The following is a 25,011-nucleotide window of genomic DNA, read 5'->3' as shown; positions in this document are numbered from 1 at the left end:
TTATATTAATCTATTATACAAATCTCGCAAATAATATCATATGGTGTGACAGAGATTCATACTGACAAAATAACCCATGTAATATCTTTACAACCAAACTAGTTAATGAGTATAATAAATTACTATAGTCCGAATATTCTATACATATATAATATTTGGAATTAGATAAAATTAGGAGGGAAAATGAATGAAGGTCAAAAATTTGCTATTACTCTTGGTATTTGGATTGATGCTAAGTGTACTCGCTGCATGTTCTGATGAGACAAAGGAACCAGCGGGCACAAAAACAGATGACAAGGCGGCAGAGGAAAAAGTACTTAACTTTTTAAATCCTGAAGCAATTCCATCAATGGACCCAGCTTTAGCAACAGATGAGTCTTCCTTTATCTACTTAGCGGCTACCATGGAAGGTTTATACCGGCTAGATGAAAAGACGCAGCCATCTCCTGGGATAGCCACCAGTCATAAAGTTAGTGATGACGGTCTGACATGGACATTTACATTACGTGAAGATGCTGTATGGTCAAATGGTGATAAGGTAACAGCTCACGACTTTGTATATGCATGGCAGCGTGCCGTAGATCCTGCTACAGCTTCAGAATATGGCCCGTATATGATGAGCGGAGTAATTAAAAACGCTACAGCTGTTAACAAGGGCGAGGCGGCCGTTGATCAGTTAGGAGTAAAAGCTGACGGTGATTTTACACTCGTCGTTGAATTAGAAAATCCAACACCATACTTTGAAACATTAACGACATTCGGAACATTCTTTCCGGTAAATAAAAAGTTTATAGAGGAAAAGGGCGATAGTTTTGCAACAAGTTCGGAAAACTTATTAGCAAATGGTCCCTACAAAATTTCTAATTGGTCAAGCACAAGTGATTCATGGGAATTAGTAAAGAATGAAGACTATTGGGATGCAAAAACGGTAAAAATGGATAAACTGACTTTCAAAGTCGTAAAGGACCCGCAAACTGCACTTGATTTATATGAAGAAGGTACAGTTGATCGTATGGACTTAACATCCGACTTGGTCGACCAATATTCTACTAGTGACGACTATACAGTTTCAGCAGATACATTTGTTTATTTCTTAAAGTTTAATCAAACAAAGTCAGAGGCATTGGCGAATAAGAATATCCGTGCTGCTCTCAGCAGAGCATTTGATAAAGAAGCATTAGTAGGTGAGATTTTAAACAACGGATCCATCGCTGCAAATGGCTTGGTTCCAAAAGACTTTACACCTATGCCTGAGACAGGTGAGGATTTCCGTAAAGTAAGTGGAGATCTAGTCACGTATGATCTCGAGAAGGCAAAAGAGTTTTGGGCAAAGGGATTGGAGGAATTAGGAACTGATTCCGTTGAACTTGAGTTCTTAGCAGATGATGACAAGACAACTAAAAACCTAGTTGAATACGTTGCAAACCAACTTTCAACAAATTTAGAAGGATTAAAGATCAACATTAAACAAATTCCTAAAAAGCAACGTCTTGATTTAGATAAAAGTATGGATTATCAACTTCAGCTTACTAGATGGGGCCCTGACTTCCTTGATCCATTTACTTACATGAACTTATGGATTACAGATGGCGGGAACAATATGACTGGATATTCTAGTGCGGAATATGACAAGTTGGTTAATGAAACAGCAACAATATTTGCTACAGATAATAAAGCACGCTATAAAAACTTCTTAGAGGCGGAAAAAGTGCTGTTTGAAGACGCAGTAATTGCCCCTGTTTACCAGGCTTCAAGAGCACAATTAGTATCTCCTAGAATCCAAGGGGTGTTTGTGAATCCATTTGGTGCAACCTACGAATATAAGTGGGCAGATGTAGGCGAGTAAAACAGCCAGGAAAGCCGGAGGGACGGTTCTGGTGGCATTAGAGCCACCAGAACCGTCCCTCCGGTATTCTTTTGCATTTACAATTCAGATAGATTGCCCTCAGTCTATTTTATTGTCTACCCTTTTTATACAAGGATTTACTACCTAAATCTATGTCTACATTTGTAATTTTTTGTATTATAATAAACTTTTTTTGCCCTTTCTTTTTAAAAATATGCATATATCCCCGAATAAACAAATGATCATCGGCATAATGATAAAAAAACGATTGGAGTTGATTGCTTTGAGCAATTTTATTCCTGAAAAACTATCTGTGAACTACAGGCCCGGTGCTGATGTTACGAAACCTGTTATTCCAAGGCGTTACACACTAACGCACTCCGATTTAACTGGTGATTTATTTTTGGACATTGGAATTGATTATGCTTGGGATAAAATCAATTCTATGAGAGATGAAGTATTAGGTGAATGGAAACAAAGTGGAAATTCCTTGTATTATTGTGTTTATGTATCTATAGATCAAGGACAATATACCCAAAATATATCAGCAAAACGCAATGAAATATTTAGACGTGAACTGCCGCTAGCACTAACAGCCATTCGGTACGGCGATAGGCTATTTTTCAATGCATACCCTCATTTAGATCAAGCTCCCATCTTTATTAACTTTATGTCCTCTTACCCCCAGTTTGCAAAGCGGGAAAATTGGGGAACCTTCCAAAATTTCAACAGCTAAATATAAATCCATTCAGGTTCACCGTGACTAGATCCGGTAATATAGCGTGCTTGTATAGCGGCTTCAAATGTAATGCGGATTAAAAGGTTATTGTGCCACCCTCGATCAGGTCCCGGATCCTCTACTATCAACCTAGCAAAACTACCAAACTAATTATGATATAATAGTTTGGTAGTTTTGCTTCATCATCTAAAATTCCCCGTTTTATGAACAGAACGAGGAGTTTTTTCATTAGGACAAAATATGGTAACAGGCACCTTTTTAAATCAAATTATAAGAAAGAAGGGAAGCTGCTCCTAAAAAACAGGAGCAATGCAAGCATGAAAATTTTAATCATCATTTTGCAAACTGGTATTTTGTCTCTTTTTTATCTTGCTGGAACCATAATTCACAATCTTTTTCACTTGGTCATTCCTGGTAGTATTATAGGACTTTTACTGCTTTTCCTATGTTTATATTTGAAAATAATCCCTGTAAAGTTTATTGAGAATGGAGCAGGTTTTCTGTTAAGTATATTAATGTTATTTTTTATTCCGGCTACCGTTGGGATCATGAATTATTCTTCTCTGCTTTCTTTTCACGGCGCTTTATTCATTGCGGTCGTTCTGTTAAGCACCATCTTCACCATTGTAGCAGCAGGAATAGCAGGTCAATATTTTGAGAGAAAAGCGCAGAAAGGGAAGGATGAGGAAGAATGGAAAAAGCCCTATTCACATTCTGGATGATTTTATTAACGGTCGCTGCCTTTTTTATAACAACTAGAATTTATAAACGATATTCTTACTCATTTTTAATTCCCGTTTTAACATCAACGACTCTTATTATCATTATCCTTTTATTGCTTCACATTCCTTATGAAAAATATATGATTGGCGGGCATTGGATTAGTTCCCTTTTGGGTCCATCCGTTGTAGCACTTGCCTATCCCTTGTATAAACAGCGTCATTTTATAATCAAACATTTATTCCCCATATTAGGCGGGGTTTTGGTTGGTGCCTTTTCCGGTATGGTAAGCGTTGGACTCCTATCTAAGATATTAGGACTCAATCAGACGTTGATTCTATCAGTAATCCCAAAGTCTCTTACAACCCCTGTTGCCGTAGAAGTGACTAGAGGAATGGGAGGCAATGCCTCGCTGGCAGTCGTAGGCGTCATGATTGCTGGAATCTTTGGTGCAATAGCAGCTCCTGTGATCTTTAAGTTCACCCGAGTTTCTAGTCCCATTGGCAGAGGGATTGCTCTTGGCAGTGCCTCACATGCCATAGGAACTTCAAAAGCTGCCGAATACGGTGAACTTACCTTTTCGATGAGTTCCGTTACGATGACATTATGTGCTATCATTGGCTCGTTTCTAGGACCCATTATCGTATGGATATTTCAAATTTAAAAACGTAGTGCCTGTCACACAATTATGTTTCTGATTAAATTTCTATTTTATGGCAGCAATGTTAGAGGAGAGAAAGAGAGAAAATGAAAACAAATATTGGAGAATGGAAAAGCGGGTTAAAGAACGGAATTCCCATTGCAATGGGTTACTTTGCGGTTTCGTTTACTTTTGGCATTCTTGCCAAGCAAGCCGGGCTAAATCCATTTGAAGCATTATTGATGTCGGTGACTAATTTAACATCAGCTGGACAGTTTGCCGGGCTGACGCTTATTGCCAGTGCCGCGGCAGTGGTCGAAATTGCTGTCACACAGCTAATTATTAACTCTAGATATTTTCTAATGTCATTTGCTTTATCCCAAAAAATTGACCCAAACACGCCCATTTACCATCGATTACTCATGGCATATGGTATTACAGATGAGGTATTTGGAGTGTCTATTGGCGTTCCCGGAAGGTTAAGCCCTTATTACGCTTATGGTGTAATGAGTGCTGCGGTGCCAGGGTGGGCTCTTGGTACATTATTTGGCGTTATATCCGGAGATATTCTGCCGCCAAGGATGATTAGTGCATTAAGTATTGCACTGTTCGGAATGCTGCTTGCTGTCATTATCCCTCCGGCAAAAGGGAATAAAATTCTTTCTGGAGTGATTATCATCTCTATGGTACTAAGCCTGGTATTTGCAGAGCTGCAAATCCTTCAGTCCATCTCATCCGGATTAAAGATTATCATCTTAACGATTTTGATTGCAGGTGTCGCAGCGTTTGTATTTCCGGTAAAGGAGCATAGTAAAGAATATGAATAATGCTATTTTTTTTATCTTAGTGATGGCGGTTGTGACGTACCTTATTAGAGTGCTGCCGCTTACACTCATCAGAAAAGAAATCAAAAATGTCTTTATCCGATCATTTTTATACTATGTTCCATATGTGACATTAGCAGTGATGGTCTTTCCGGCAATTTTAGACGCAACGGCATCGCCCTGGTCCGCACTAGCTGGATTTATTGTTGCCATTCTTTTTGCCTACCGGGGGGCCAGCTTAGTGAGTGTTGCCCTATTGGCCAGTTTTTCGGTTTTTGTAGCAGAACTGTTTTTATATTAAGTCAGGAATTAAACTAACTATGCTGCAGCTTCTTGTCCTTAAACGAGTAACCAGCAAGCGTAAAATACACGGAGAATTTCCGGTTAAATGCTGAATGGAGCTCGTTTCGAGGTAAATAAGGGGAGTTTTTCCGACTATGTATAGCAAAATTCCTCATTTTCACGTTTTTCGGGTCAATAGGCGGAATCTCTCCGTCTATTGAAACTATTTTTATTTGTATTTACAAAGTAAGCGGAATTTTTTCGTCTATTTTTCAAAGCAGGTGCTCACCTGGTTCCCCAACCGATAAGTGAGAACCTTCTTATTCCAAAAGGGGAAGAGGACCTTAACAATAAAAAAGGCCCCCTTTCCTATTTTTTAATGCGCTTGGTGTAACTCCAATGATTCAATAAAATTCACAAAGACCTTCACGACATTCCATTCCAAGGATTCCTTATGGTAGTACATCCATGTACTCCTTAATATGGGTTTCCCATTTTGGTCAGTCAAGTCGTACTTTTTTAATTCCTTACTATCCTTAAGCATTCTGCTAGACATGATTCCATAGCCTAATCCATTAATAACCATTTGCTTACAAGTATCCACCTGATCCACCTCTATACTGATTAGCGGCGGCTGGGTATAGTTCTCGGCCCACCAATTTTCAATTAATGAATTTAAAAGGTAATCGCCGCTATAGTCAATTCTGGGGAGATTAGGCAAATTCACCATATCAATTGGCTCACTAGACGTAACAGCAACTGTTTCTTCAAATAATAGATGTTTCTTTAGTCCTCTACCGCTATAGTCACCCCGAACAAAGCCAATATGAACATCCTTATTGTGTATAGAATGTGTTACATCTTTACTCCAGCCAGTAATCACTTTAAATTCCACATGAGGATATTGACCTTTAAACAATTTTAAAATATGGGGCAGTTCATAGTTGGCGAAAAAGTAAGATACACCTAATTTCAATGTTCCTGCGACTTCATTACCGGACGTTTTACTCATATTCCGGACATGCTCTTTTATATTATTAAATTGAGCAATGATATCATCAGCACAATGAACAAGATATTCTCCCTCTGGAGTAAAATGAACCCCTCTGCTTTCTCGTGTTACGATTTTGACGCCTAATTCTTCCTGCATGTTCTTTAAACGGTTGGTTAATGCCGGCTGGGTAATAAACAATAGCCGCGCTGCTTTCGATATATTCTTCTGACTATAGAGGACCTTCAGTATTTCCCAATCACGGTAATCCACTATTTACCTCCAAAATATCCGATATAATATTTTTTTATATCATCGTATATTTTTTTTGCATTTTATTTAATTCTATTATTGCATTATGATTGGTCTGTAGCAATTGATAATACATCCTAGATTTTGAATTGAGGGTTATGCAAGCAAGATTTAACGGGTGATTGATAGAAGTACTGTCTACAAGACAGAATACTTAAAAATAGGGAGAGAGATTTTAATGTGGATTATTACTTGTTATTTAGATTCAAAAATTTCTATGTTTGAATTTAAAACAGAACAAGAAGCAAGAGAGAAACTAAAAGACATAAAGGGCTATAAAGTTCTTTCTGAAGTTGTTTACTTCAATGATCCGTGTTTCCAGCAAGAAATTGCTTAATATACCAAAGCAAGGAGGCCAATGTATTTCACCATTGGCCTCCTTGTTTTAATATTATCAGCCACCACATGAAATTATTTTCGAAGAAACTGCCCCATTTATGATAAGGTTCCCCGCACTATCCTTAATAGTACAGCTTTAGCCATTTCTTCTACCCTTTTACAAGACAATTCCTTCAAGACCTACTAAAACTACCCAAGTGAACATCTTAACTTATATTTCAGAAAAATTTAAAAATTGTTTTTTTTATATTGAAAACAAATTAATTGCCGTATATAATCTCTTAGTAGAGAACAATATTCACTATTAGTGAAGTGCAATAGTTAGTAATTCACTTGTATTTAGTAAGCGCTATCAATAAATTGTAAAGAGGGGGAGAAAATGTGAAAACCATTAATTCGGCAGAGGTTATTGCTAACAGTAAATTTAACCGCTTCCATTTGAGCCTGCTTATCTGGAGTTTTCTCATTATTTTGTTCGATGGATATGATCTCGTTGTTTATGGAACCGTCGTACCAATTTTAATTGAAAAATGGGGTCTAACCCCGGTAGAAGCAGGGGCAATAGGAAGTTATGGCTTATTCGGAATGATGTTTGGCGCTATCCTTTTCGGAACACTTGCTGACCGAATTGGCAGGAAAAATGTCATTGCGATTACATTGATATTATTTAGTTTATTTACATTCCTATGCGGCTTTGCCGAAACACCCACTATGTTTTCAACCTATCGATTTTTAGCTGGCCTGGGGCTTGGAGGGATCATGCCCAATGTCATTGCGTTATTAACAGATTATGCTCCTAAAACAATGAGAAGTATGATTGTATCAGTTGTTCTATGCGGCTATTCGGTCGGAGGAATTCTTGCACCTTTATTAGGAATCTTTATTATGCCTAAATTCGGCTGGGAATCTATTTTTTGGTTTGCGGGCCTTCCTCTTGTTATGCTGCCAATTATGTATAAACAATTACCGGAAACTGCCAGTCACCTTATTAGGACTGGAAAAAGGGACAAGTTGGTTGCAACTCTATTAAAGGTAAATCCTGGGATGGACATCCAACAGAATGATGAGTTTGAAGAGCTTAGGGAAAAAGATACAAAGGTTCCGATTATTGGATTATTTCAAGATAAAAGGGCTTTAAGTACGGTTATGTTTTGGATTGCCTTTTTCAGCTGCCTATTGATGGTTTACGGTTTAAATACTTGGCTTCCTAAGCTGATGATTGATGCTGGATATGGACTAAATTCAAGTTTAGCCTTCCTAGTCACCCTTCAAGGAGGTGCCATTATCGGAACGCTAATCATAGGACGGCTTTGTGATAAATATGGTTCCAAAAAGATGCTTGTTCCAATGTATGCATCAGGGGCAATTGCTTTGACTTTACTTGGTTTTAGCGGAAATTCCTTTGTGATTTATCTCCTTGTAGCCATTGCCGGTGCTGCTACAATAGGTGCACAAAATATTGTACAGGCTTATGTTTCCCAGTACTATCCACCATCTATCAGATCAACTGCCTTAGGGATGGCATCCGGTATCGGGAGAATTGGAGGTATGCTTGGTCCGCTATTAGGTGGATTCCTTTTATCCGTATCTCTTCCAATTCACTTAAATTTCATCGCATTTGCTATACCAGGATTGCTCGCAGCTGCAGCTCTGGCAATCGTACCCGTTAGAAATGCGCACTCTAATAAGGTTGATACTAACACCAGACGAGATTCAATTAATGATGCCGCAGTTTAATTAGTACCTTATCAGATATAGAGATAATACCTTAACATGTAAATGGAGCCAAGTTTTCACACTGGCTCCATTTCTTTTGCTACTATTTATGGTCTGTTCACAGCATCTTTTATACAGTCCGTTTTTGCAAAAAAATACCGATATTTTCAAAAAGGCATATGGCCGCCTAAAATGTTATGATATTTGCCTAAATTTCAGCATATACACCTAAATAAGATACATTCTTTACGGTATTGCGTTGTGTGTAATTATTTTTTAAGGAGTTGATTTCTAACCTGTATGAATTACTATCTACTACCGGAGGATTTCGGGGCAAAAGGCGATGGTGTTACAGATGATACACAAGCCTTGAAAAACTGTATGGCCAGTGCACAAGGGGGGATGGGGATTGTAAACCTTAAACCTCGCACAACCTATGTAATTTCACAAACATTAGAAATCCCGGACTATTAACGCTGGAGGATTGCGTAATTTTCCTCTGATCAGATGTCCCCATATAGTGGTTTAAATTATGGAGTGTATGTAAATGGAGCAACGTATCAGGGCTTTATCAGACGACCAGAGGGCTGTATGTTCTTAGGTGGTTACATTGGTTCAGCCAGATGGGGTGTGAATGTGGTCCAAGGATTGGCTTTTAAATTCTCACACGTGATTATTGACTTAAATACCAACTTTGCTGTTACGGGGGTCGATATGTCTGACGTTGTATTTGACGGGTGTTGGATATACAGTAAAGCAAGGGCAATTAATATACAAGCCATATTTACGACCAATAATAACACCTACGTAGCTTTTAATAATTGTAATATTCTTTGTGATGGTGTAACGGATCCTTATGTAGTCTATGTCCATGTCAAACAAAATGGGATTGTGTTCAATAGTTGTAATATTAATGGTGTTATGTACTGGGATGATGGCACTAGTGGTATCGTGACCAACTGTCAATGGGGAGATCCAGCTACTACCAGGCCTAGAATTATCAAATATGGAACCGGAAATGTAAGACAATCTCTCAATATGTTTAAACATGATGGATCCCTAATTATAACATCAGGAACGAAGTAATTAAGCGATATAAATCCTATCTTAAACTCTCCCTCATTTTTTCTAAATAAGGATCCATTTTCATGGTTTAGCGGTAATTAAAATCTTTAAGATAAACCCGGTACCGGTTTAAATTTAATTCTGGTCTAAACCGTTCCTTAAAAAAAATTAATCCTTGATCTCCCAGATCACTGCCGTCATTCATGTATTCAATAGAAGAATTGACCTTAAAGCTTTCTTTTACGAACTCATATAAAAGCAGCTCTGATAGTCCCTCAACCTTATGGTCACCTTTCCTTAAACAAGTCCAAGATTGACCCGTTGGCAAACAACCTCCTGATGTCATACCAACAATTTGACCATCAATTTCAACAACTAAAGCAGTGTGGTCCAACTCATCTGGATACTTTAAGATTTCCTTAGAGTAGGTACCATCAAATATGGATTCACCTTTCTCGTTTGCCCAATTTTTATTAAATTCCATCACTTTGTGATAGTCGGTATCACCTTCATATTTTCGAATAATAGCTTGAGGATACTTGCGATGAAATTTATTGATTTTTCTGCGGACGTATGCGAATTCTTTTCCAGCCAAGCGGATGAGTTTTTGAATACTAAAATGCCTCTCAATCCCCAATAATTTCTTAGGGTCGAAACGTTGATTAAATTTCTTGGAGGTTTGTAAAAATTGTAGTTGGGCTTCGTTAATAGTCCGTACTCTGCTATATATCTGATTTCCAGTTAATTTGTTCAACTCATAGCAGTATGCCATGCATTTATATAGAACCTTAACGACATGTTCTGCATCTCCTTTCCCAAAAGGCAAACAAACAAGAGAAAGATATTGATGGTACACATTATAAAAAAACGGTACTAGCATACCATCAATGATTTTCCAAACTGTTTTCCTTTTTCCAGACTGTGAAGATGCCCATAGGTAAGCAAAGTTAGAGGACCAGACGGTGGCCGGATATTCGCTTTCCTTAACAAACTTTTCAAAAAGAAGTTTGTCGTTAAGGTCAATTTCATTGAACAGCCATTTGCCAATGAATATACGCTTTGGGTTTTTATTAGGTTGATTCATAGTCCCCCTCCTAAGAGTACCTTGTCTTAAATCCTTTCATATATATTATGAAAAAGAATTTTAATTGTATTGGACAGGTATAGCAGGTAAGGCACTTAATTTTTTGACGGACAGGATGATGTCTCTTTTCTTCCAAACCATTTCTTGAACATTCCGCTCTCATCCAATTGATATGAGGACCCAAAAAAGGCGAAAAGCTCTTCACCTTTCGCCTTCTTAGTATCTATAAAGTTAGTTTAATTCAGGCCAGTAACCTTGATTAGCTTCAATTAAATCATCCAAAATTTCTTTTGCAACTTTTGCACTTGGTACTGTTTTTGATAGTGTTAAAGCCTGCCATAATTTTTGATAGCTTCCTTCAATGTAAGCTTGTACGACTAATTTTTCAACCGTTACTTGCTGGTACATTAACGCTCTTTGGAATTCAGGAATCTTTCCTTGGCTTAATGGCTCTGGACCATCGCTTCCGACTATACATGGAACTTCTACCATGGCGTCATCATCAAAATTCGCAATGGCACCATTGTTTTCAACAATTAACAGCATTCTTTCGTGCGTGTTAAAGGCAATAGCACGGGCTAGGTCAACGACAAAGGTTGCATGAGCGCCCATTTCAAATTCACAGCCTTCTGCTGTTCCTCTTTCAATGATGGTTCTAGCTGTTGAAAAAACTGTTTTTTCTCTGCCGGCGATAACTTCATTGGCCCTTGTATATTCTGGATTTGAATGTTCGACCACGTAATCAGGATATAAATAATACTTTAAATACGTATTTGGCAGGAATCTTGGATCCACAGCTAACAAATCTTTCGCTTTTTTATGTGTTTCCTGCCAGCTGGCATCCGTATGTTGAGTATCTACTTCTTTTTGAGTAAGATAGCCGTTCTCTGCAACATAATCTCGGACTTGAGGCAGATATTCATTACCTTCTTTATCTTTAACGCTAGTCCACCAGCCAAAGTGGTTTAATCCGAAATAACGGACTTCTAAATCCTGCGGCTCTTTTCCGATGATATGTGAAATTCTGCGCAAGGTTCCTACTGGCATGTCACAAATATTCAATACTTTTGAATTTGGACGAAGTACGCGGCAAGCTTCTGCAACAATGGCTGCAGGATTGGAATAGTTTAACATCCACGCATTTGGTGCGTATTTTTCCATAATGTCAATCAATTCAATCATATCACCGATGCTTCTCATCCCATAAGCAATTCCGCCAGGTCCACAAGTTTCTTGCCCGACAACACCGTGCTTTAATGGAATTTTTTCATCCTTTTCACGCATTTCATATTTTCCAGTCCGGATATGTGCAAAACAGAAGTCGATATCTGTGAAGGCCTCTTCCGGATCCGTTGTATAGCAGTATTCAATTTCCGGTGCTTTTTCTTTTAATACAATTTCGATAGCTTCCCCTAATACCGCTTGTCTTTCACCATCATTATCATATAATTTTAATGTTCGAAGCGGGAAACGGTCCAGGTTATCCAATAACATCATAACAATCCCTGGTGTATAGGTACTTCCTCCACCTGCAATAACGACTGAGAACTTTTTCATTTTCCCCATTCCCTTCTAGTAATCTTTGTTATTGTATTCTTCACGGTTCTACTCGTTTGTTGTTAATCCTAAATAGCTGTCGACAGCTTTTCTAATGTTTGTTACCTGTAAGCCATAAACAACCTGAACATTCTTATCTTTAATCACGACTCCACTGGCACCAGTTTCTCTTTTCAAAACTTCTTCGTTGACCTTTTCAGGGTTATCCAGTGTTAAACGAAGTCTTGTGTAACAGTTTGTTACTGTATTAATGTTGCTTGCTCCGCCTAATGCATCGACGATCACTGGGGCAATTCCGTCATTCCCCTGCGGCCCTGAAGCCCCGGTTTTTCCTTGGTGTTGCTTTTCCTTTAGATCTTTCTTCGAATATAATTTTGTCTCGTGGCCTTCATCTTCTCTTCCTACTGTCTTGAAGTTAAATTTCACGATTAAGAATCGGAAGACCAAATAGTAAATACAGAAGAAGATTAGTCCAATCAAAATGTACATTGGCCAATGTGTTTTTTCAATTCCAAGCGGCAGGTTGAATAATAGGAAGTCGATCATGCCGTTTGGGCCAATGGCTCTGACATCCAATAGATTAAACGTCACCATCGCTAAACCGCTTAAGGCCGCGTGAACAACAAATAACAGAGGTGCGACAAACATGAATGAGAATTCAATAGGCTCTGTAACACCTGCAATAAAGGAAGTAACGGCAGCTGGAATCAAAATCGCTTTTACCTTAGCCTTGTTTTCAGGCTTGGCTGTATGATACATCGCTAAACAGGCTCCGATTAATCCAAACATTTTTGAAATACCACGTGCGTCCCAAACTACAGATGAAGAAAGCACTTTTACCGTTGGATCTGCAATCTCCGCATAGTAAATATTTCTTGCTCCTTCAAAAATTTGTCCGCCAACTTCAGCTGTACCACCCAATGAGGTATATAAGAATGGCGTATAGATTAAGTGGTGCAGCCCGGTTGGAATTAACAAACGCTCTAACATTCCATATAAGAAAATACCGAAGCTTCCACTGTGATTGATTAGTGTACCAAGGTTATTAATTCCGGCTTGGAAAAACGGCCAGATAAAAGTAAGTCCAATTGATAAAAGAACAACGATTGGAATCAGTACGATAAAGACGAAGCGTGATCCGCCGTAAATCTGAAACGCACCTTTAAATTCTTTATCAATAAATTTGTTATGAACCATCGCAGTGACAATCCCGAGGATAATCCCGAGGAATACACCCATATCGAGGATTTGTACACCCAAGACCAAGGTCTGCCCGGTACCCTGCAGAGATTCGCCTTCAAACAGCACACCGCTCAGCTGCATAAATTTATTCATCGCATTGACAAATACTAGGTAGCCAAGTAAGGCCGTAAATCCCGCCACCGCTTTTTCTTTATTGGCTAAACCAACTGCAATACCGACACTAAATATAAGTCCCAAGTTACCGAGAATCGAAACCAATGATCCGGTTAAAATCGTACCAAAACCAGTAGTAATCGGATTATCTAAAAACGGGATAACTTCTATTAATCTTGGATTTGTAAATAAATTTCCCAGAGCAATTAAAATACCCGCAATCGGCAAAATAAGCACTGGAATGAACATTGCTTTGGAAAAGCGCTGCATGCCTTCCATGACTTTTGTTTTCATTTTGCCTCCCCCTTTTATCATGATTTGTTGACAGGTTTAGAATACAATGTAACCGTTTTATAGTCGATAGATTCAACAAGATAAAAAACGTGTTTCACATATTGAAACACGTTTCACTCATTCTTATCTTTTATTGGTAATAGTGTTCCAACATACTGTTTGACAATATATTCGAACATCAGCAGTAGACCGGGAAAAAAACTATTCGGCAGCATGTTTCTATCATCTAGTTTATTATGATCGGTGATTTTAAAATTTAAATCGGAAAGCTCTGCAATCCTATTTTCAGTTTCCTTTGTGAAAGAAACAGTGAAAATATGGTGCTCCTTGGCAGCCTGTATTTTATCGAGGACAAGCTGTGTTTCACCTGATTTTGAAATGACTATTAAAGCACCGATATCTTCAAGATTATTTTCGAATACGCCAATCGAATCGGTTCCACTGGCAAAGATTGTCTTTCTCCCAAGTACTAATAGTTTTTTGTACAAATACTCTGCTGCAATTGCTGAAAAACCTGTAGCATAAATAAAAATATAACTTTGGCGGAGGGTTAAGACTTTTTTAATGAAGATTCCAATATCCTCCACTGTATTATGGGTCATAAAATCCTTTGAATTAATCTCAAAAAAGTCCTCCATCACGCCGTTTTTCGGTAAATCCGCTTTTTTAACCAGAGGGAGGAGGTGGTAATACATATCGATGAATCCCGTATAGCCTAATTTTTTAGAAAGGCGAATTACAGTTGCAGGAGAGGTAAAATTCTTTTTCGCAATATTTCGTACTCCCATTTGCAAGACATTATCGATGTTAATAATGATATATTGTACAATTTGAACTTCTATTTCTGATAAATTTTTCCCTTGAATAATTTTGCTGATATCAACCATATATTCTTCACTCCACTTTGCCACTATTTTTATTAGTATTTCCTATTAAGTGGAACTTTCCCATCTGTTTAGATTCTTAAAATTAATGAGTGCTGTTATTCTTATCTTATCACTTTAAGAAGACTTATGATGTTCTAACCTCCAAGAGAAAAATGATTACCCTAACAGCAAATTCTAAAATAAAAAAACGCGCTTATTTATTATACGGTTCCCCGCACCTAATTAAATGGCGGCTTTCTTCTTGGCACTATTTGTTTCACGTGGAACAGGCATATTTACAAAAGCACCCTTAAAGATTGTTGTGGACTTGTCGCTTCAAAGGCGCCAAAGCGGATGAGAGAGCAGAATTGAAAATAGGAATCCCCTCGCATTTCTATGCAAGGGGATCATTAATATTTTCAACAAAAGTCAATTTTTTTAAATATGAATCTGTTAATGTCTAGGTGACTAATTAGCTTTCTTAAGATATTTGCTATCGTCCATTCCTTTTCCACGTCCCTTAAGTTTATAGGCAATAATTAAAATTCCCAACCAAACTGGGGCAAGGTAAAGGGATACACGGAAATCTGGCAGGAACCACATTAAAACAATCAACATTCCTAAATAAGCCATTGTTACATAATTAGAAATCGGGTAGAAAGGCATTTTAAACTTTAACAGCCCTGCTTCACTAGGACTAATGATTCTTCTAAACTTATTATGAGTGATTAAAATCATAATCCAGTTAATAATAATAGCTAGAACTGCAATTGACATGACAATCCCAAATACTTGCCCTGGCAAAAATGCGTTTAAAATAACCGCTATACCGACAACACCCGATGAAAATAATACACAATAAATTGGAACGCCTGTTTTTCCAACCTTTTTTAGGAATTTCGGAGCGTTTCCTTGATTTGCAAGTCCGAAAAGCATGCGGGCGTTACTATACAAGCAACTGTTATATGCAGAGAATGTTGCGGTAAGTACGATAACATTTAAAATGGATGCAGCCGCTGGAATTCCTAACTGATCAAAAATCAATACGAATGGACTTCCCTTTAAGCCTACTTTATCCCAAGGGAATAAAGTGACCAATACAAGCATGGAACCTACATAGAAAATAAGGATTCGGTAAAGTACCTGATTGATGGCTTTAGGAATCGTTTTGTCAGGGTTTTCTGCTTCACCGGCAGTAATACCAATCAACTCGACACCGCCAAACGCAAAGGTTACAACGACCAAGGACAACAATAATCCTTTAAATCCCTTAGGCAGGAATCCCCCATGTTCCCATAAATTCGAAAACCCAATTGCTTCTCCTCCATACCCAAAACCGAAGAAAACAATCGCAAGGCCAAAAAGAATCATAACAATAACTGCTAAAACTTTAATAATTGCTCCCCAAAATTCTATTTCGCCAAAAGCTTTTACTCCAATTAGGTTTATGCCGGTAATAATCAGGAACATTACAAATCCAGACACCCATTGCGGAATATCAGGGAACCAATAGTTGACATAGATCCCCACCGCGGTTATTTCAGCCATTGATACAGCCACATAACAGAACCAATAGTTCCAGCCGGAAATAAAACCTGCCATTTCCCCCCAATATTTATAAGCAAACGTACTAAATGCACCTGAAACAGGTGTATGTACAGTCATTTCACCCATGCAGCGCATAACTAGGAAAATAAAAAATCCACCGAGTGCATACGATAACATTACTGCTGGCCCCACAAGCCCGATTGTTGAGGCCGAGCCATAGAATAAGCCTGTCCCGATAGCCCCTCCTAGAGCAATCAACTGGATATGCCTATTTTTGAGACCCCTTTTTAATTCTTGGTTTTCCTCCATATTTCCCACGCTCCAATTTGTTTTGCATTGTTACAAACGAATGATTTAATAAAGCAAATTTGGATCTGAAATAAAAGAAAATCAGGTAAGACGGACTGAAAGAGGATTCTACAGGTAGACGTCCTCAAAGATGGAATGACTGAGGTGGAGGTCGGCAGCCTATTTTGTTTCGATCACTTTCATTTCCAAGGGACTAACTTTTTAAAAGACTCACCTTGTTATTTTACAGCAATTACTTCTACTTCACACAATACCCCTTTTGGGAGCTCCTTTACAGCTACACAACTGCGTGCAGGTTTTGACACAAAATACTTGGCATAAACTTCGTTAAAAGCTGTGAAGTCATTCATATCTGCTAAAAAGCACGTTGTTTTAAAAACGCTTTCAAAATTGACCCCAGCAGCTTCTAAGATAGCACCGACGTTTTTACAGGATTGTTCTGTTTGCGCACGAATGCCTTCGGGAATTTCTCCATTTTCAGGATTAACCGGAATCTGGCCTGAAGTATAAACCATTCCGTTAACCTCATAGCCTTGTGAGTATGGTCCAATTGCCCCAGGTGCATTTGCTGTTTCAATCAGTTTCATGTTATAAATCCCCTTTTTAGAAGTATATTATATCGACATTTTTTTTGCATTTTGCTTAAAGCAAGGCGGCGCTTTCCCGTTGAAAAGTCGCCGCCTTTTACAAAAATACTATAGACAGGGTTAGTCCAGCACGAATGGTTGGTTGCTATTCTATTAGATTGTAACTAGCTCTTCAATTTTTTTTGCAGTTTCTTCAGCTGTTCCAGTAATTGGTTCTAAGCTTGCCTGGAAGTGGCGAAGAATTGGCGGCTCCCAAGAGATTTTGTATCCGCGCTTGATTTCATGTGCTCTTTCTTTAATGTTAATTAATGCATCCACTACAACATCTAAATGTGCTTGTGTATATACCCTTCTTGGAATAGCCAAGCGGGTAAATTCAAAGTCTGCCTTCAATTGCTCTTTGGTGTCAGGGTCATTTCCGAGCATATAAGAGCCAATATCGCAGGTACGGATTCCAGCTTCTTTATATAATTCAATCGCTAACACTTGTCCTGGATATTCATTGTAAGGAATGTGCGGGAACATAGCCTGTGCATCTACAAACACTCCATGTCCGCCAACTGGTGCCTGGTAACCGATTCCTGCTTCATCTAAACGTGCTGCGATATACTCGCTTTGACCAATACGATAAGCAAGGTAAGATTCGTCAATTCCTTCATACATTCCAATTGCAAGCGCCTCCATATCTCGTCCGGATAGACCGCCGTAAGTATAGAATCCTTCATAAGAAATACAGTTCGCTTTTATTTTTAGAATTAATGGGGAATTACCATCCTTAACCCCGATTAAACCGCCCATATTAACAATGGTATCTTTCTTGGCAGACATGGTGAACATATCGCCATAGCTGAACATTTGCCGAATAATTTGCTTAATAGACATATCCTTGCATTCTTCTTCTCTTTGTTTCACAAAGTATGCATTCTCTGCATAACGAGCTGCATCAATATCAAGAGGAATATTATATTTTTTACAAATCTCGGATACTTCTCTCATATTTTTCATGGAAACTGGCTGGCCGCCTGCTGAGTTATTGGTGATTGTCATAACCACGAGGCCGATATTTTCTGGGCCGTATTCATTGATTAACTTTTCTAGCTTTTCAACATCCATATTTCCTTTAAAAGGACTGCGAATGGAAGGATCCTTTGCTTCTTCTACGACACAGTCAATGGCCCTTGCACCGGCAAGTTCTACATGAGCACGTGTGGTATCAAAGAACATATTTGAGATTGCATATTTTCCTTCAGTTAAAAAGGTTGGGAACAATACTTTCTCAGCCGCACGACCTTGGTGAACAGGCTGTATGTACTGATAACCGAATATATCAATACCTGCATCGCGCAGCTTAAAGAAACTAGAAGCCCCGGCATATGCCTCGTCGCCTTTCATTATGCCGGCCCACTGATCGATACTCATTGCATTTGTTCCGCTGTCTGTTAAAAGGTCAATGTAAACGTCCTCACCTTTTAACCCAAATAAATTGAATTTCGCATCTTTAATTTTCTCTTCTCTTTCTTCACGGGATAAAATCTTGATCGGTTCTACGGATTTAATTCTAAATGGTTCTGCAACATATTTTATAGCCATATTCAAACTCCTCCTAAAAGATAAAATAGATCAATGTCACTAAATTGCTTGTAAAATCTCTACATTGATTATTTATGCAAGTTCCATGCCAGTTTGAAAGCGCTCTAAAAAACCGGATTTCCATAGACTTCTGAAGGAGTGATAAAAAAAAGTGACAATATTATTTGTCACTGATAAAAAAACTTGTCACTTAACTGTACTAGTAATACCCAGGGCGTTCATTTTATTTAATATGGTCGTGTTGGATACACCTAGAATCTTCCCGGCTTTTCTCGACGAATTATGTTCTTTTAATACATGTGATAGAACTTGATATTCCACCTGAGCAACGATTTCCTTCATGCTAGGAAATTGCTGATTGACTGGGACCCTTATAGTAAATTCTTCACCGTCATGATTTTCAGCTTTGAGAATTGGCGTTGAAAGATCCGTCCAATCATAAAAATGCTGCAGCGTGATTACCTGTCCATCCATCATATTCATCACCCGTTCCAGCACATTTTCCAACTGCCGTACGTTTCCCGGCCATGCCTGCATTTTTAGAAGATTGATACTTTCCGTTGTTAACCAAACTTCTTTTTTTCCCAGCTTCTTTGCAATTTTTCTTAAAAGGTGTTCCGCAATCGGTTGAATATCTTCAACTCGTTCTCGTAAAGGTAGTATTGTTAATGGAATTACATTTAAGCGATAATAAAGATCCTCTCTAAAAAGCTCCTTTTTAATCATTTCTTCCAGATTACGATGCGTAGCAGTGATAATGCGGACATCTACCTGAACTTCTTTCATTCCTCCTACCCTTCGGATTGTTCCCTCCTGAAGTACCCTTAATAAACGGACTTGTACCGACGGGGATATTTCTCCAATCTCATCCAAAAAAATAGTGCCATTGTTGGCTTGTTCAAATATCCCCTTTTTTCCACCCTTTAAGGCACCAGTAAAGGCACCCTCTTCATAACCAAATAATTCACTTTCCAATAATGAATCCGGCAAAGCAGCACAGTTGATAGCAATAAAAGGGGCATTTGCCCGATTTCCTTCCATATGAATGGCTCTTGCAAATAGCTCTTTGCCAGTCCCGCTTTCCCCCCTAAGCATAATGGTTGAATTCCCACGTGCTACCGTTTTAGCCATCTCAATTAAGTATTTCATTTTTGAACCTTGATAAATAATATCGTCGAATGTTGTTAAACCATTCTTTAAATCTACCTTTGAAATAATCTCTTCCACATCTTTAAAATCTTTTATTGTTGCCACAGCACCAATCACATTGCCTTTTGAATCAACAATTGGGTCGCTGCTAGTCAGAATCCGAATGAACTTTTGATTTCTTCTTATTTTCCTCTCAATCAAACGATGAGATCGTCCGGTTTGAAGTGTCTCAAGAATCGGTGGATTTTTGCCAAATAGCTCATCGGCACCTCGGCCTAATGCCTCCTCGCTTGCACATTCAAAAATTTTACAGGCCAGTTTGTTTATATGCTGGATCTCCCCATTTTCGCTTACAGCAACGACACCCTCACTAATAGCATTAAGAATTGTGTTTAATTTATGTTCACGAGATTCATAGGGCATATAATTTCGAAATGAAATCTTATTTACACCCTTTATTCCCTTTAAATCCTGCAGAAACGTTAATTTATTTTCTTCAATCGCCCGCATTTTGATAAACATTCCCTGATCTGGAATGACCTCCATGCTGATTTTATCGATCCCATTTTTCTCACAAACCTCGAATATCTCATACCCTAATCCCGTTCTGTCCTCAAAATCTATATTGATAATGATTTCATCCAGATTCATATGACTCTCCCGTTTATATATTTTTTGATACTTTGATTATACTAAGAATACCGTAAACATAAAGCTCCTAAAACAGTTGGCTTTAGTTTAAAATAAATTATATTAGGAAAAGCCGAGGCAGTAACCTCGGCTTTTTTATTTTTAAAGTAACCTTTTAAATTAAATTAAAGATATATACTCAACCGGCAATATTAATCTGTAATTCCTAAACATTCAATTACAAATATTAATCAAAAACAATCTCTGTGAGATAAATCACATTTGTCTATTATTAATAATGCTATCATTATTAATGAGGTTGGTAATAATCGCCTGAAAGTGGCTGATTTTTTTTCGCTAATATTCGTACTATTTTATTCTTCTTATAAACGGAGATTATATAGGAGGTTTTTAAATGTTTGATGGAAAGTTGTCTGAATTAATTAGTCCTGAAGCTGTCATTAATTTTGAAACTGGTGCAATTAAAGCAAGCACTCTGGATTCGATTATCAATCTTTTACCCTTTGAAATGGGTTTTTGTGATGCCGACGATATTTTCCGCTGGTATTCAAATAATCCTAACCGTGTCCATGGCCGTCGTAAAGACGCGATTGGACGCCATGTACTTGAGCTTCACCCAAAAGTGGCTCACCACGTTGAAAAACTGTTGAAGGACTTTCATTCAGGAACACGTGACGAATGGGAATTTTGGTTCCCAAAACGTACTGGTGAAACTGGTCAAATTTATCAAAAGTTCATGGCAGTGCGTGATAAAAACGGAAAATATCTTGGTTGCATGGATGTGACCGTTAATATCGACCTTTTCCAAGGAAAAGAAGGTAAACATACCCCTGAAACTATTGACGAATTTATTGCTGTTAAACCTGAGTAAAAAAACTTTTCCATTTGAGAAGCTGCTGAAAAACACACTGAATCCCATAATTCAATGTGTTTTTCTTTATGATAAAAGTTTTAGTCGTTACTTATGTAAAACAATAGATGAATTATTACTAAGTCCCTACCAACATTGCGGTTCCACAGAACTAATAAATACAATTGATAGATCGTTAGAGAATATTGCAACAAAGCTTAACAAAGCCAACGCCATGTAAGAAAACATTTGAGGAAAGTCTCCAACTTTTGACTCTATTTATGATACGGTTCACCGCACCTGCCTAAGCAGCAGTTTTTGCCCAGTTTTTAACATGTGATAGCATACACCGCTCCTAAGTCTAATTTAGCTGCATTGTTAATTTTCCTTATTTCTCCTCCGTAAATAGGAATTCATCCCGTGACAAAGGGGATTTTTTTATCGCTCCTGAAGCAATCCTTCAAATTCATCGTTCTGGTCAACCAACAGTATATTCCCTCTGCCAATGGAAACAGATTTGTTTAGCTGGATTTTAATTTTAACCCAATCACACCGAGCGCTATACCCAGAGTAAAAGCCATTAACAGGAAAACTACTGCAGAAGCAGTTGCACCACGACTGAACTCCCGAAACCTCGATAACAGACGAAACAATGAGTAATATTGCTGCATATGATGGAAATTGTCAGACATGTACCCCTCCACAAGGTTCGACTCCGATCCTTACTGTGAGCATTCCTGGTGGACTAGCCATTAACCTATTGGGTATCCACGTGGATGTTTGCCCTGTCTGTGTCACTGTATATACTGGCGGAACAGGTCCACTTACAGCTCAGCAAACAGACATCGCTAACGGCCTGCTCCAAGCTCTTCATGGTTTACTTCCGAGCGTTCCCAGCGTTTAATGAGTAAATAGAAGGTGCACAAATTTGCTTTTAAGGGCCATGGGGGTTTTCCCCCATGGTTTTTTATTGATATTTCAATTCATATCTTTCTATAACAAAGGCGGGGCTGGTACAATAACGATTTCTAAAAAATACACTCATTTAAAATCCTTAAATTGTATCTCGATGGTGTCTGGCACCCAATTTTGATTAAACTGACTCTGCCCCTTCGCTCCATTTCGTTTACATAAATTTCATTACTATTAACCATTGTAAACACCTACCTAAACCTACTGAGGTTATTTATTCGCTATCCTTATCCTGAAAAATATTCATTACTCTTCGTGGTACTGAGGAGGACGGTATTCGCATTTATAAAAATTTTCAAAGACCTCATTTACTTATGATACGATTCACCACACCTACTATACCTGCAGTTTTTTATTCCAACTACCTTTATTGGGTATTTGCCTTCAAAAAATATTGCTCGTGAATTGCGCTAAATTGGCAAAGTATTCTAAGACAAAAAGCAAGGAGGACAAACTCCTAGCTTTTTACCCCACAGCTTTTTTTAAACTTTTTCTGCTCTCGAGTGTCTTAGTTAAAATCAACGATTGCAAATAAGTATGTACAAGCATTTATTTATAAATTGAATATACTGGAATGATTTTGAATGTGGAGGTGAAATCATGAATACACCTTGGTTTAACGGTTCTTATATTAGTGAACAGGAAGTTCGTTTAAGTAATGCTATGCGTTTAGCTTGGGAACAACATGTATATTGGACAAGAATGACAATCAATAGCATAGCATTTAATTTACCTGATTTAGATGCTGTTACCGCACGTCTTCTCCGAAACGCTACAGATATGGGGAATTTACTAAAGCCTTTCTATGGAAATAGAGTAGCAGATACTTTCAGCAACTTAATCAGGGATCACCTGGTCATTGCTGCTGAAATTGTTAAAGCTGCAAAAGCAGGCAATCAAAAAGCTGTAGCGGACGCAGAGAGACGTTGGTACGCAAATGGAGCAGAAATTTCCAAATTCCTTAGTAGAATAAATCCCTTTATATCAGAAAGAGAATTCAGAGAAATGTTTTTTGAACATCTAGCACTCACTATACAGGAGGCAGTATTAATTCTTCAAAAGCATTTTAAAGCTAGTATCGACGTGTTTGATAAAATTGAGGCGGAAGCTTTAGAAATGGCAGATACCATAACGGTTGCGATTGTGAGACAATTCCCTAGAAGGTTTTAAATTTAAAGATATGGAAACAGTGCCTGCTCCCCATGATACAAAGCTTTAACGCATTGGAGGGGGCAGGCACTGTTTTTTCAAAAACCATTAATGGCAGTTGAAACTGATTTACTGATTTCATAGAAACTCATTTACCTATTGTACTGTTCAGAGAAATTAATGTAAAAAAACTGCCCCAATTTATAAAATCGGGTGGTGACTAGGCACTTATAACTATGATCCTAGAAAAAAATAAAACTCCAGTCTAATATGACTGGAGCCCAATTTATAACTATTTAAATTATTTTTAATAGATGTTGCTTAAATCAGTTACCTTATTTATTCTTTGGCATTTTTGTTACAGATGGCATACCGGAGATATAACCAATACCACCTGTTTTATTAATACCAATTTGTTCGTCAACAGCTTTAAGCAGTTCTTCTTTATTAACAGCTGTAATGGACTTACCATCTACTTCATCACCAGGATGCTGGAAATTACTGAAGATGTATGAGAATCCATTGCGGTCATCAGCAGCGAATAATCCAGTTGCTTCTGCTCCAGCTGGGACAGATAAAATACGTTCTAATTTTTTTGTGTCAACATTATAAGCCCAAACGAAGTTGTTTGTGTGGGCGCCACTATCTTCACCAATAAAGAGAGTTCTCATTGCTTCAGAGTAACTTAAGTTATCTGGATTAGCTACTTTATCTACATTCGCAGTGTTTCCATATGCATCGGCAGCAGGAAGGTCTTCCCCTACTACCAACCCAGACATGGATGGTGCTACATACGAGCTATTAATAGCCTTTCCATTGCTATCTTTTTGGCCGCCTTGCAAGTCTAATTGATAAGTTACTCCAGCTTTAATTTTTGGTAATTGAATATGGTCTGCTGGATCTTTACCAGTTGAATCTTTTTCCATAGCCTTACTTTGATCGGCAATGGCAATATATACTTTTTTATCCTTTTCGTTTAGCGCTAGACCTTCCATCTTGTTAAATTCTGTAGTCGCACCAAGCATGGCTGCATAACGGCGAGTTTCAAGGAAGGCTGCTGCTTTTTCTTTGCCAGGTTTAAGCTTTAGGTACTCAACTTTTCCTTCATTTGAGTATGTTTTAATAGCCGTAAAACCTTCTTTAGGAGCATCTGAAGTTTCAAAAATATCATTGAATGTAATGCCGCTATCAATAATATCTTTCACTTCTTTATCCGTTGCATGTCCTAAATTAATCCATTGTAAATCTCCTGAACCACCGTTTTCAGTACCTGTTTGTTTGAATGTTGCTGCATAGAGTGTACCTGATGATAAATCTTTTTCCTTGTCAGCTACATACATAAACATTCCTGTATTGCCGCCGTCATCACCGTAAAAAACAGTTTTATTATCAGGCATTACTTTAGCTAACTCATGAGAGAAACGTCCTGTACTGTAATGTTTTTCAACTGATGTTTTACCATTCTTACCTACTGTAATTTCAGGAGTGTAGCCATAGAAATAAGGATTAGCCTTTGCTTTCACCGTTGTAGGCTTGGGGGAAAGGTCCTAAATAACCTCATTTACTTATGGTACG

Annotated in this window: 22 protein-coding genes and 1 pseudogene; 12 read left to right on the top strand and 11 right to left on the bottom strand. The window is 38.1% G+C overall.

Features of this window, described 5'->3' with window-relative positions:
- Positions 1-187: 187 nt before the first annotated feature.
- The 6 genes from V7108_RS00330 to V7108_RS00305 all read left to right on the top strand — a co-directional run bounded on the left by V7108_RS00330 (position 188) and on the right by V7108_RS00305 (position 5,070).
- Positions 188-1,846 (top strand): peptide ABC transporter substrate-binding protein, encoded by a 1,659-nt coding sequence (locus V7108_RS00330; RefSeq protein WP_335511836.1) that lies wholly within the window; start codon positions 188-190, stop codon positions 1,844-1,846.
- Between the two features lie 283 nt (positions 1,847-2,129).
- Positions 2,130-2,582 (top strand): staygreen family protein, encoded by a 453-nt coding sequence (locus V7108_RS00325; RefSeq protein ID WP_335511834.1) that lies wholly within the window; start codon positions 2,130-2,132, stop codon positions 2,580-2,582.
- Between the two features lie 320 nt (positions 2,583-2,902).
- Positions 2,903-3,307 carry a CidA/LrgA family protein gene (locus tag V7108_RS00320; RefSeq protein WP_335567054.1) on the top strand — a complete coding sequence of 135 codons (405 nt, stop codon included), beginning with the start codon at positions 2,903-2,905 and terminating at the stop codon, positions 3,305-3,307.
- Positions 3,277-3,969, top strand: a complete 693-nt coding sequence (locus V7108_RS00315) for an LrgB family protein (RefSeq protein WP_335567053.1) — start codon at positions 3,277-3,279, stop codon at positions 3,967-3,969. Before V7108_RS00320 ends, V7108_RS00315 begins: the two co-directional genes overlap by 31 nt.
- 83 nt (positions 3,970-4,052) lie before the next feature.
- The gene (locus V7108_RS00310) at positions 4,053-4,772 is read left to right on the top strand and encodes an AzlC family ABC transporter permease (protein WP_335567052.1); all 720 of its coding nucleotides are present in this window, start codon (positions 4,053-4,055) and stop codon (positions 4,770-4,772) included.
- Complete coding sequence (locus tag V7108_RS00305) at positions 4,765-5,070, top strand: AzlD domain-containing protein (RefSeq protein ID WP_335567051.1); 306 nt, start codon at positions 4,765-4,767, stop codon at positions 5,068-5,070. The genes V7108_RS00310 and V7108_RS00305 overlap by 8 nt, the downstream gene beginning before the upstream one ends.
- Positions 5,071-5,427: 357 nt before the next feature.
- Here V7108_RS00305 and V7108_RS00300 read toward each other — a convergent pair whose 3' ends face one another.
- Complete coding sequence (locus V7108_RS00300; protein ID WP_335511824.1) at positions 5,428-6,315, bottom strand: LysR family transcriptional regulator; 888 nt, start codon at positions 6,313-6,315, stop codon at positions 5,428-5,430.
- A 217-nt stretch (positions 6,316-6,532) separates the two neighbouring features.
- Between V7108_RS00300 and V7108_RS00295 the strand changes: the two genes are divergently transcribed.
- The 4 genes from V7108_RS00295 to V7108_RS00280 all read left to right on the top strand — a co-directional run bounded on the left by V7108_RS00295 (position 6,533) and on the right by V7108_RS00280 (position 9,495).
- Positions 6,533-6,691, top strand: a complete 159-nt coding sequence (locus V7108_RS00295) for a hypothetical protein (RefSeq protein WP_335511822.1) — start codon at positions 6,533-6,535, stop codon at positions 6,689-6,691.
- A 383-nt stretch (positions 6,692-7,074) separates the two neighbouring features.
- Complete coding sequence (locus V7108_RS00290) at positions 7,075-8,430, top strand: MFS transporter (RefSeq protein ID WP_335567050.1); 1,356 nt, start codon at positions 7,075-7,077, stop codon at positions 8,428-8,430.
- Positions 8,431-8,709: 279 nt separating this feature from the next.
- Complete coding sequence (locus V7108_RS00285; RefSeq protein ID WP_335567049.1) at positions 8,710-8,883, top strand: glycosyl hydrolase family 28-related protein; 174 nt, start codon at positions 8,710-8,712, stop codon at positions 8,881-8,883.
- Between the two features lie 117 nt (positions 8,884-9,000).
- Positions 9,001-9,495: a hypothetical protein gene (locus tag V7108_RS00280; protein WP_335567048.1), complete on the top strand. Its 495-nt coding sequence runs from the start codon at positions 9,001-9,003 to the stop codon at positions 9,493-9,495.
- 67 nt (positions 9,496-9,562) lie between these two features.
- Here V7108_RS00280 and V7108_RS00275 read toward each other — a convergent pair whose 3' ends face one another.
- From V7108_RS00275 to V7108_RS00240, 8 genes are all read right to left on the bottom strand, one after another.
- A complete protein-coding gene (locus V7108_RS00275; protein ID WP_335567047.1) occupies positions 9,563-10,558 on the bottom strand; it encodes a phosphatidylglycerol lysyltransferase domain-containing protein in 996 nt (331 codons plus the stop codon).
- A 231-nt stretch (positions 10,559-10,789) separates the two neighbouring features.
- Positions 10,790-12,115, bottom strand: coding sequence for a 6-phospho-alpha-glucosidase (locus tag V7108_RS00270; protein ID WP_335511813.1), 1,326 nt, complete (start codon positions 12,113-12,115; stop codon positions 10,790-10,792).
- 48 nt (positions 12,116-12,163) lie between these two features.
- Positions 12,164-13,765, bottom strand: a complete 1,602-nt coding sequence (locus tag V7108_RS00265) for a PTS transporter subunit EIIC (protein ID WP_335511811.1) — start codon at positions 13,763-13,765, stop codon at positions 12,164-12,166.
- Positions 13,766-13,878: 113 nt separating this feature from the next.
- On the bottom strand, positions 13,879-14,652 hold the full coding sequence (locus tag V7108_RS00260) for a MurR/RpiR family transcriptional regulator (RefSeq protein WP_335567046.1): 774 nt from the start codon (positions 14,650-14,652) through the stop codon (positions 13,879-13,881).
- A gap of 447 nt (positions 14,653-15,099) precedes the next feature.
- On the bottom strand, positions 15,100-16,488 hold the full coding sequence (locus V7108_RS00255) for an amino acid permease (protein WP_335511807.1): 1,389 nt from the start codon (positions 16,486-16,488) through the stop codon (positions 15,100-15,102).
- A 218-nt stretch (positions 16,489-16,706) separates the two neighbouring features.
- Complete coding sequence (locus tag V7108_RS00250) at positions 16,707-17,075, bottom strand: RidA family protein (protein ID WP_335567045.1); 369 nt, start codon at positions 17,073-17,075, stop codon at positions 16,707-16,709.
- Positions 17,076-17,228: 153 nt separating this feature from the next.
- Positions 17,229-18,665, bottom strand: coding sequence for a tryptophanase (locus V7108_RS00245; RefSeq protein WP_335567044.1), 1,437 nt, complete (start codon positions 18,663-18,665; stop codon positions 17,229-17,231).
- Between the two features lie 186 nt (positions 18,666-18,851).
- Positions 18,852-20,465 carry a sigma 54-interacting transcriptional regulator gene (locus V7108_RS00240; RefSeq protein WP_335567043.1) on the bottom strand — a complete coding sequence of 538 codons (1,614 nt, stop codon included), beginning with the start codon at positions 20,463-20,465 and terminating at the stop codon, positions 18,852-18,854.
- A gap of 394 nt (positions 20,466-20,859) precedes the next feature.
- Here V7108_RS00240 and V7108_RS00235 point away from each other — a divergent pair, with 394 nt between their 5' ends.
- Entirely contained in the window at positions 20,860-21,336 is a 477-nt protein-coding gene (locus tag V7108_RS00235) for a PAS domain-containing protein (protein WP_335520087.1), read from the top strand.
- A 500-nt stretch (positions 21,337-21,836) separates the two neighbouring features.
- On the opposite strand, the gene V7108_RS00230 is transcribed toward V7108_RS00235, so the two are convergent.
- Positions 21,837-22,007, bottom strand: a complete 171-nt coding sequence (locus tag V7108_RS00230; RefSeq protein WP_335567042.1) for a hypothetical protein — start codon at positions 22,005-22,007, stop codon at positions 21,837-21,839.
- An 880-nt stretch (positions 22,008-22,887) separates the two neighbouring features.
- Here V7108_RS00230 and V7108_RS00225 point away from each other — a divergent pair.
- On the top strand, positions 22,888-23,457 hold the full coding sequence (locus tag V7108_RS00225) for an acetylglutamate kinase (protein ID WP_335567041.1): 570 nt from the start codon (positions 22,888-22,890) through the stop codon (positions 23,455-23,457).
- A gap of 314 nt (positions 23,458-23,771) precedes the next feature.
- On the opposite strand, the pseudogene V7108_RS00220 reads toward V7108_RS00225, so the two are convergent.
- Positions 23,772-24,953: pseudogene (locus V7108_RS00220) on the bottom strand (PhoX family protein); the annotation flags it as partial.
- Between the last annotated feature and the right edge of the window lie 58 nt (positions 24,954-25,011).

It is taken from the genome of Neobacillus vireti (assembly GCF_036962345.1).
Lineage (GTDB): Bacteria > Bacillota > Bacilli > Bacillales > Cytobacillaceae > Neobacillus > Neobacillus vireti_A.
The sequence above is the reverse complement of the archived record's forward strand: the minus strand, read 5'-3'. Positions and strand labels throughout refer to the sequence as shown.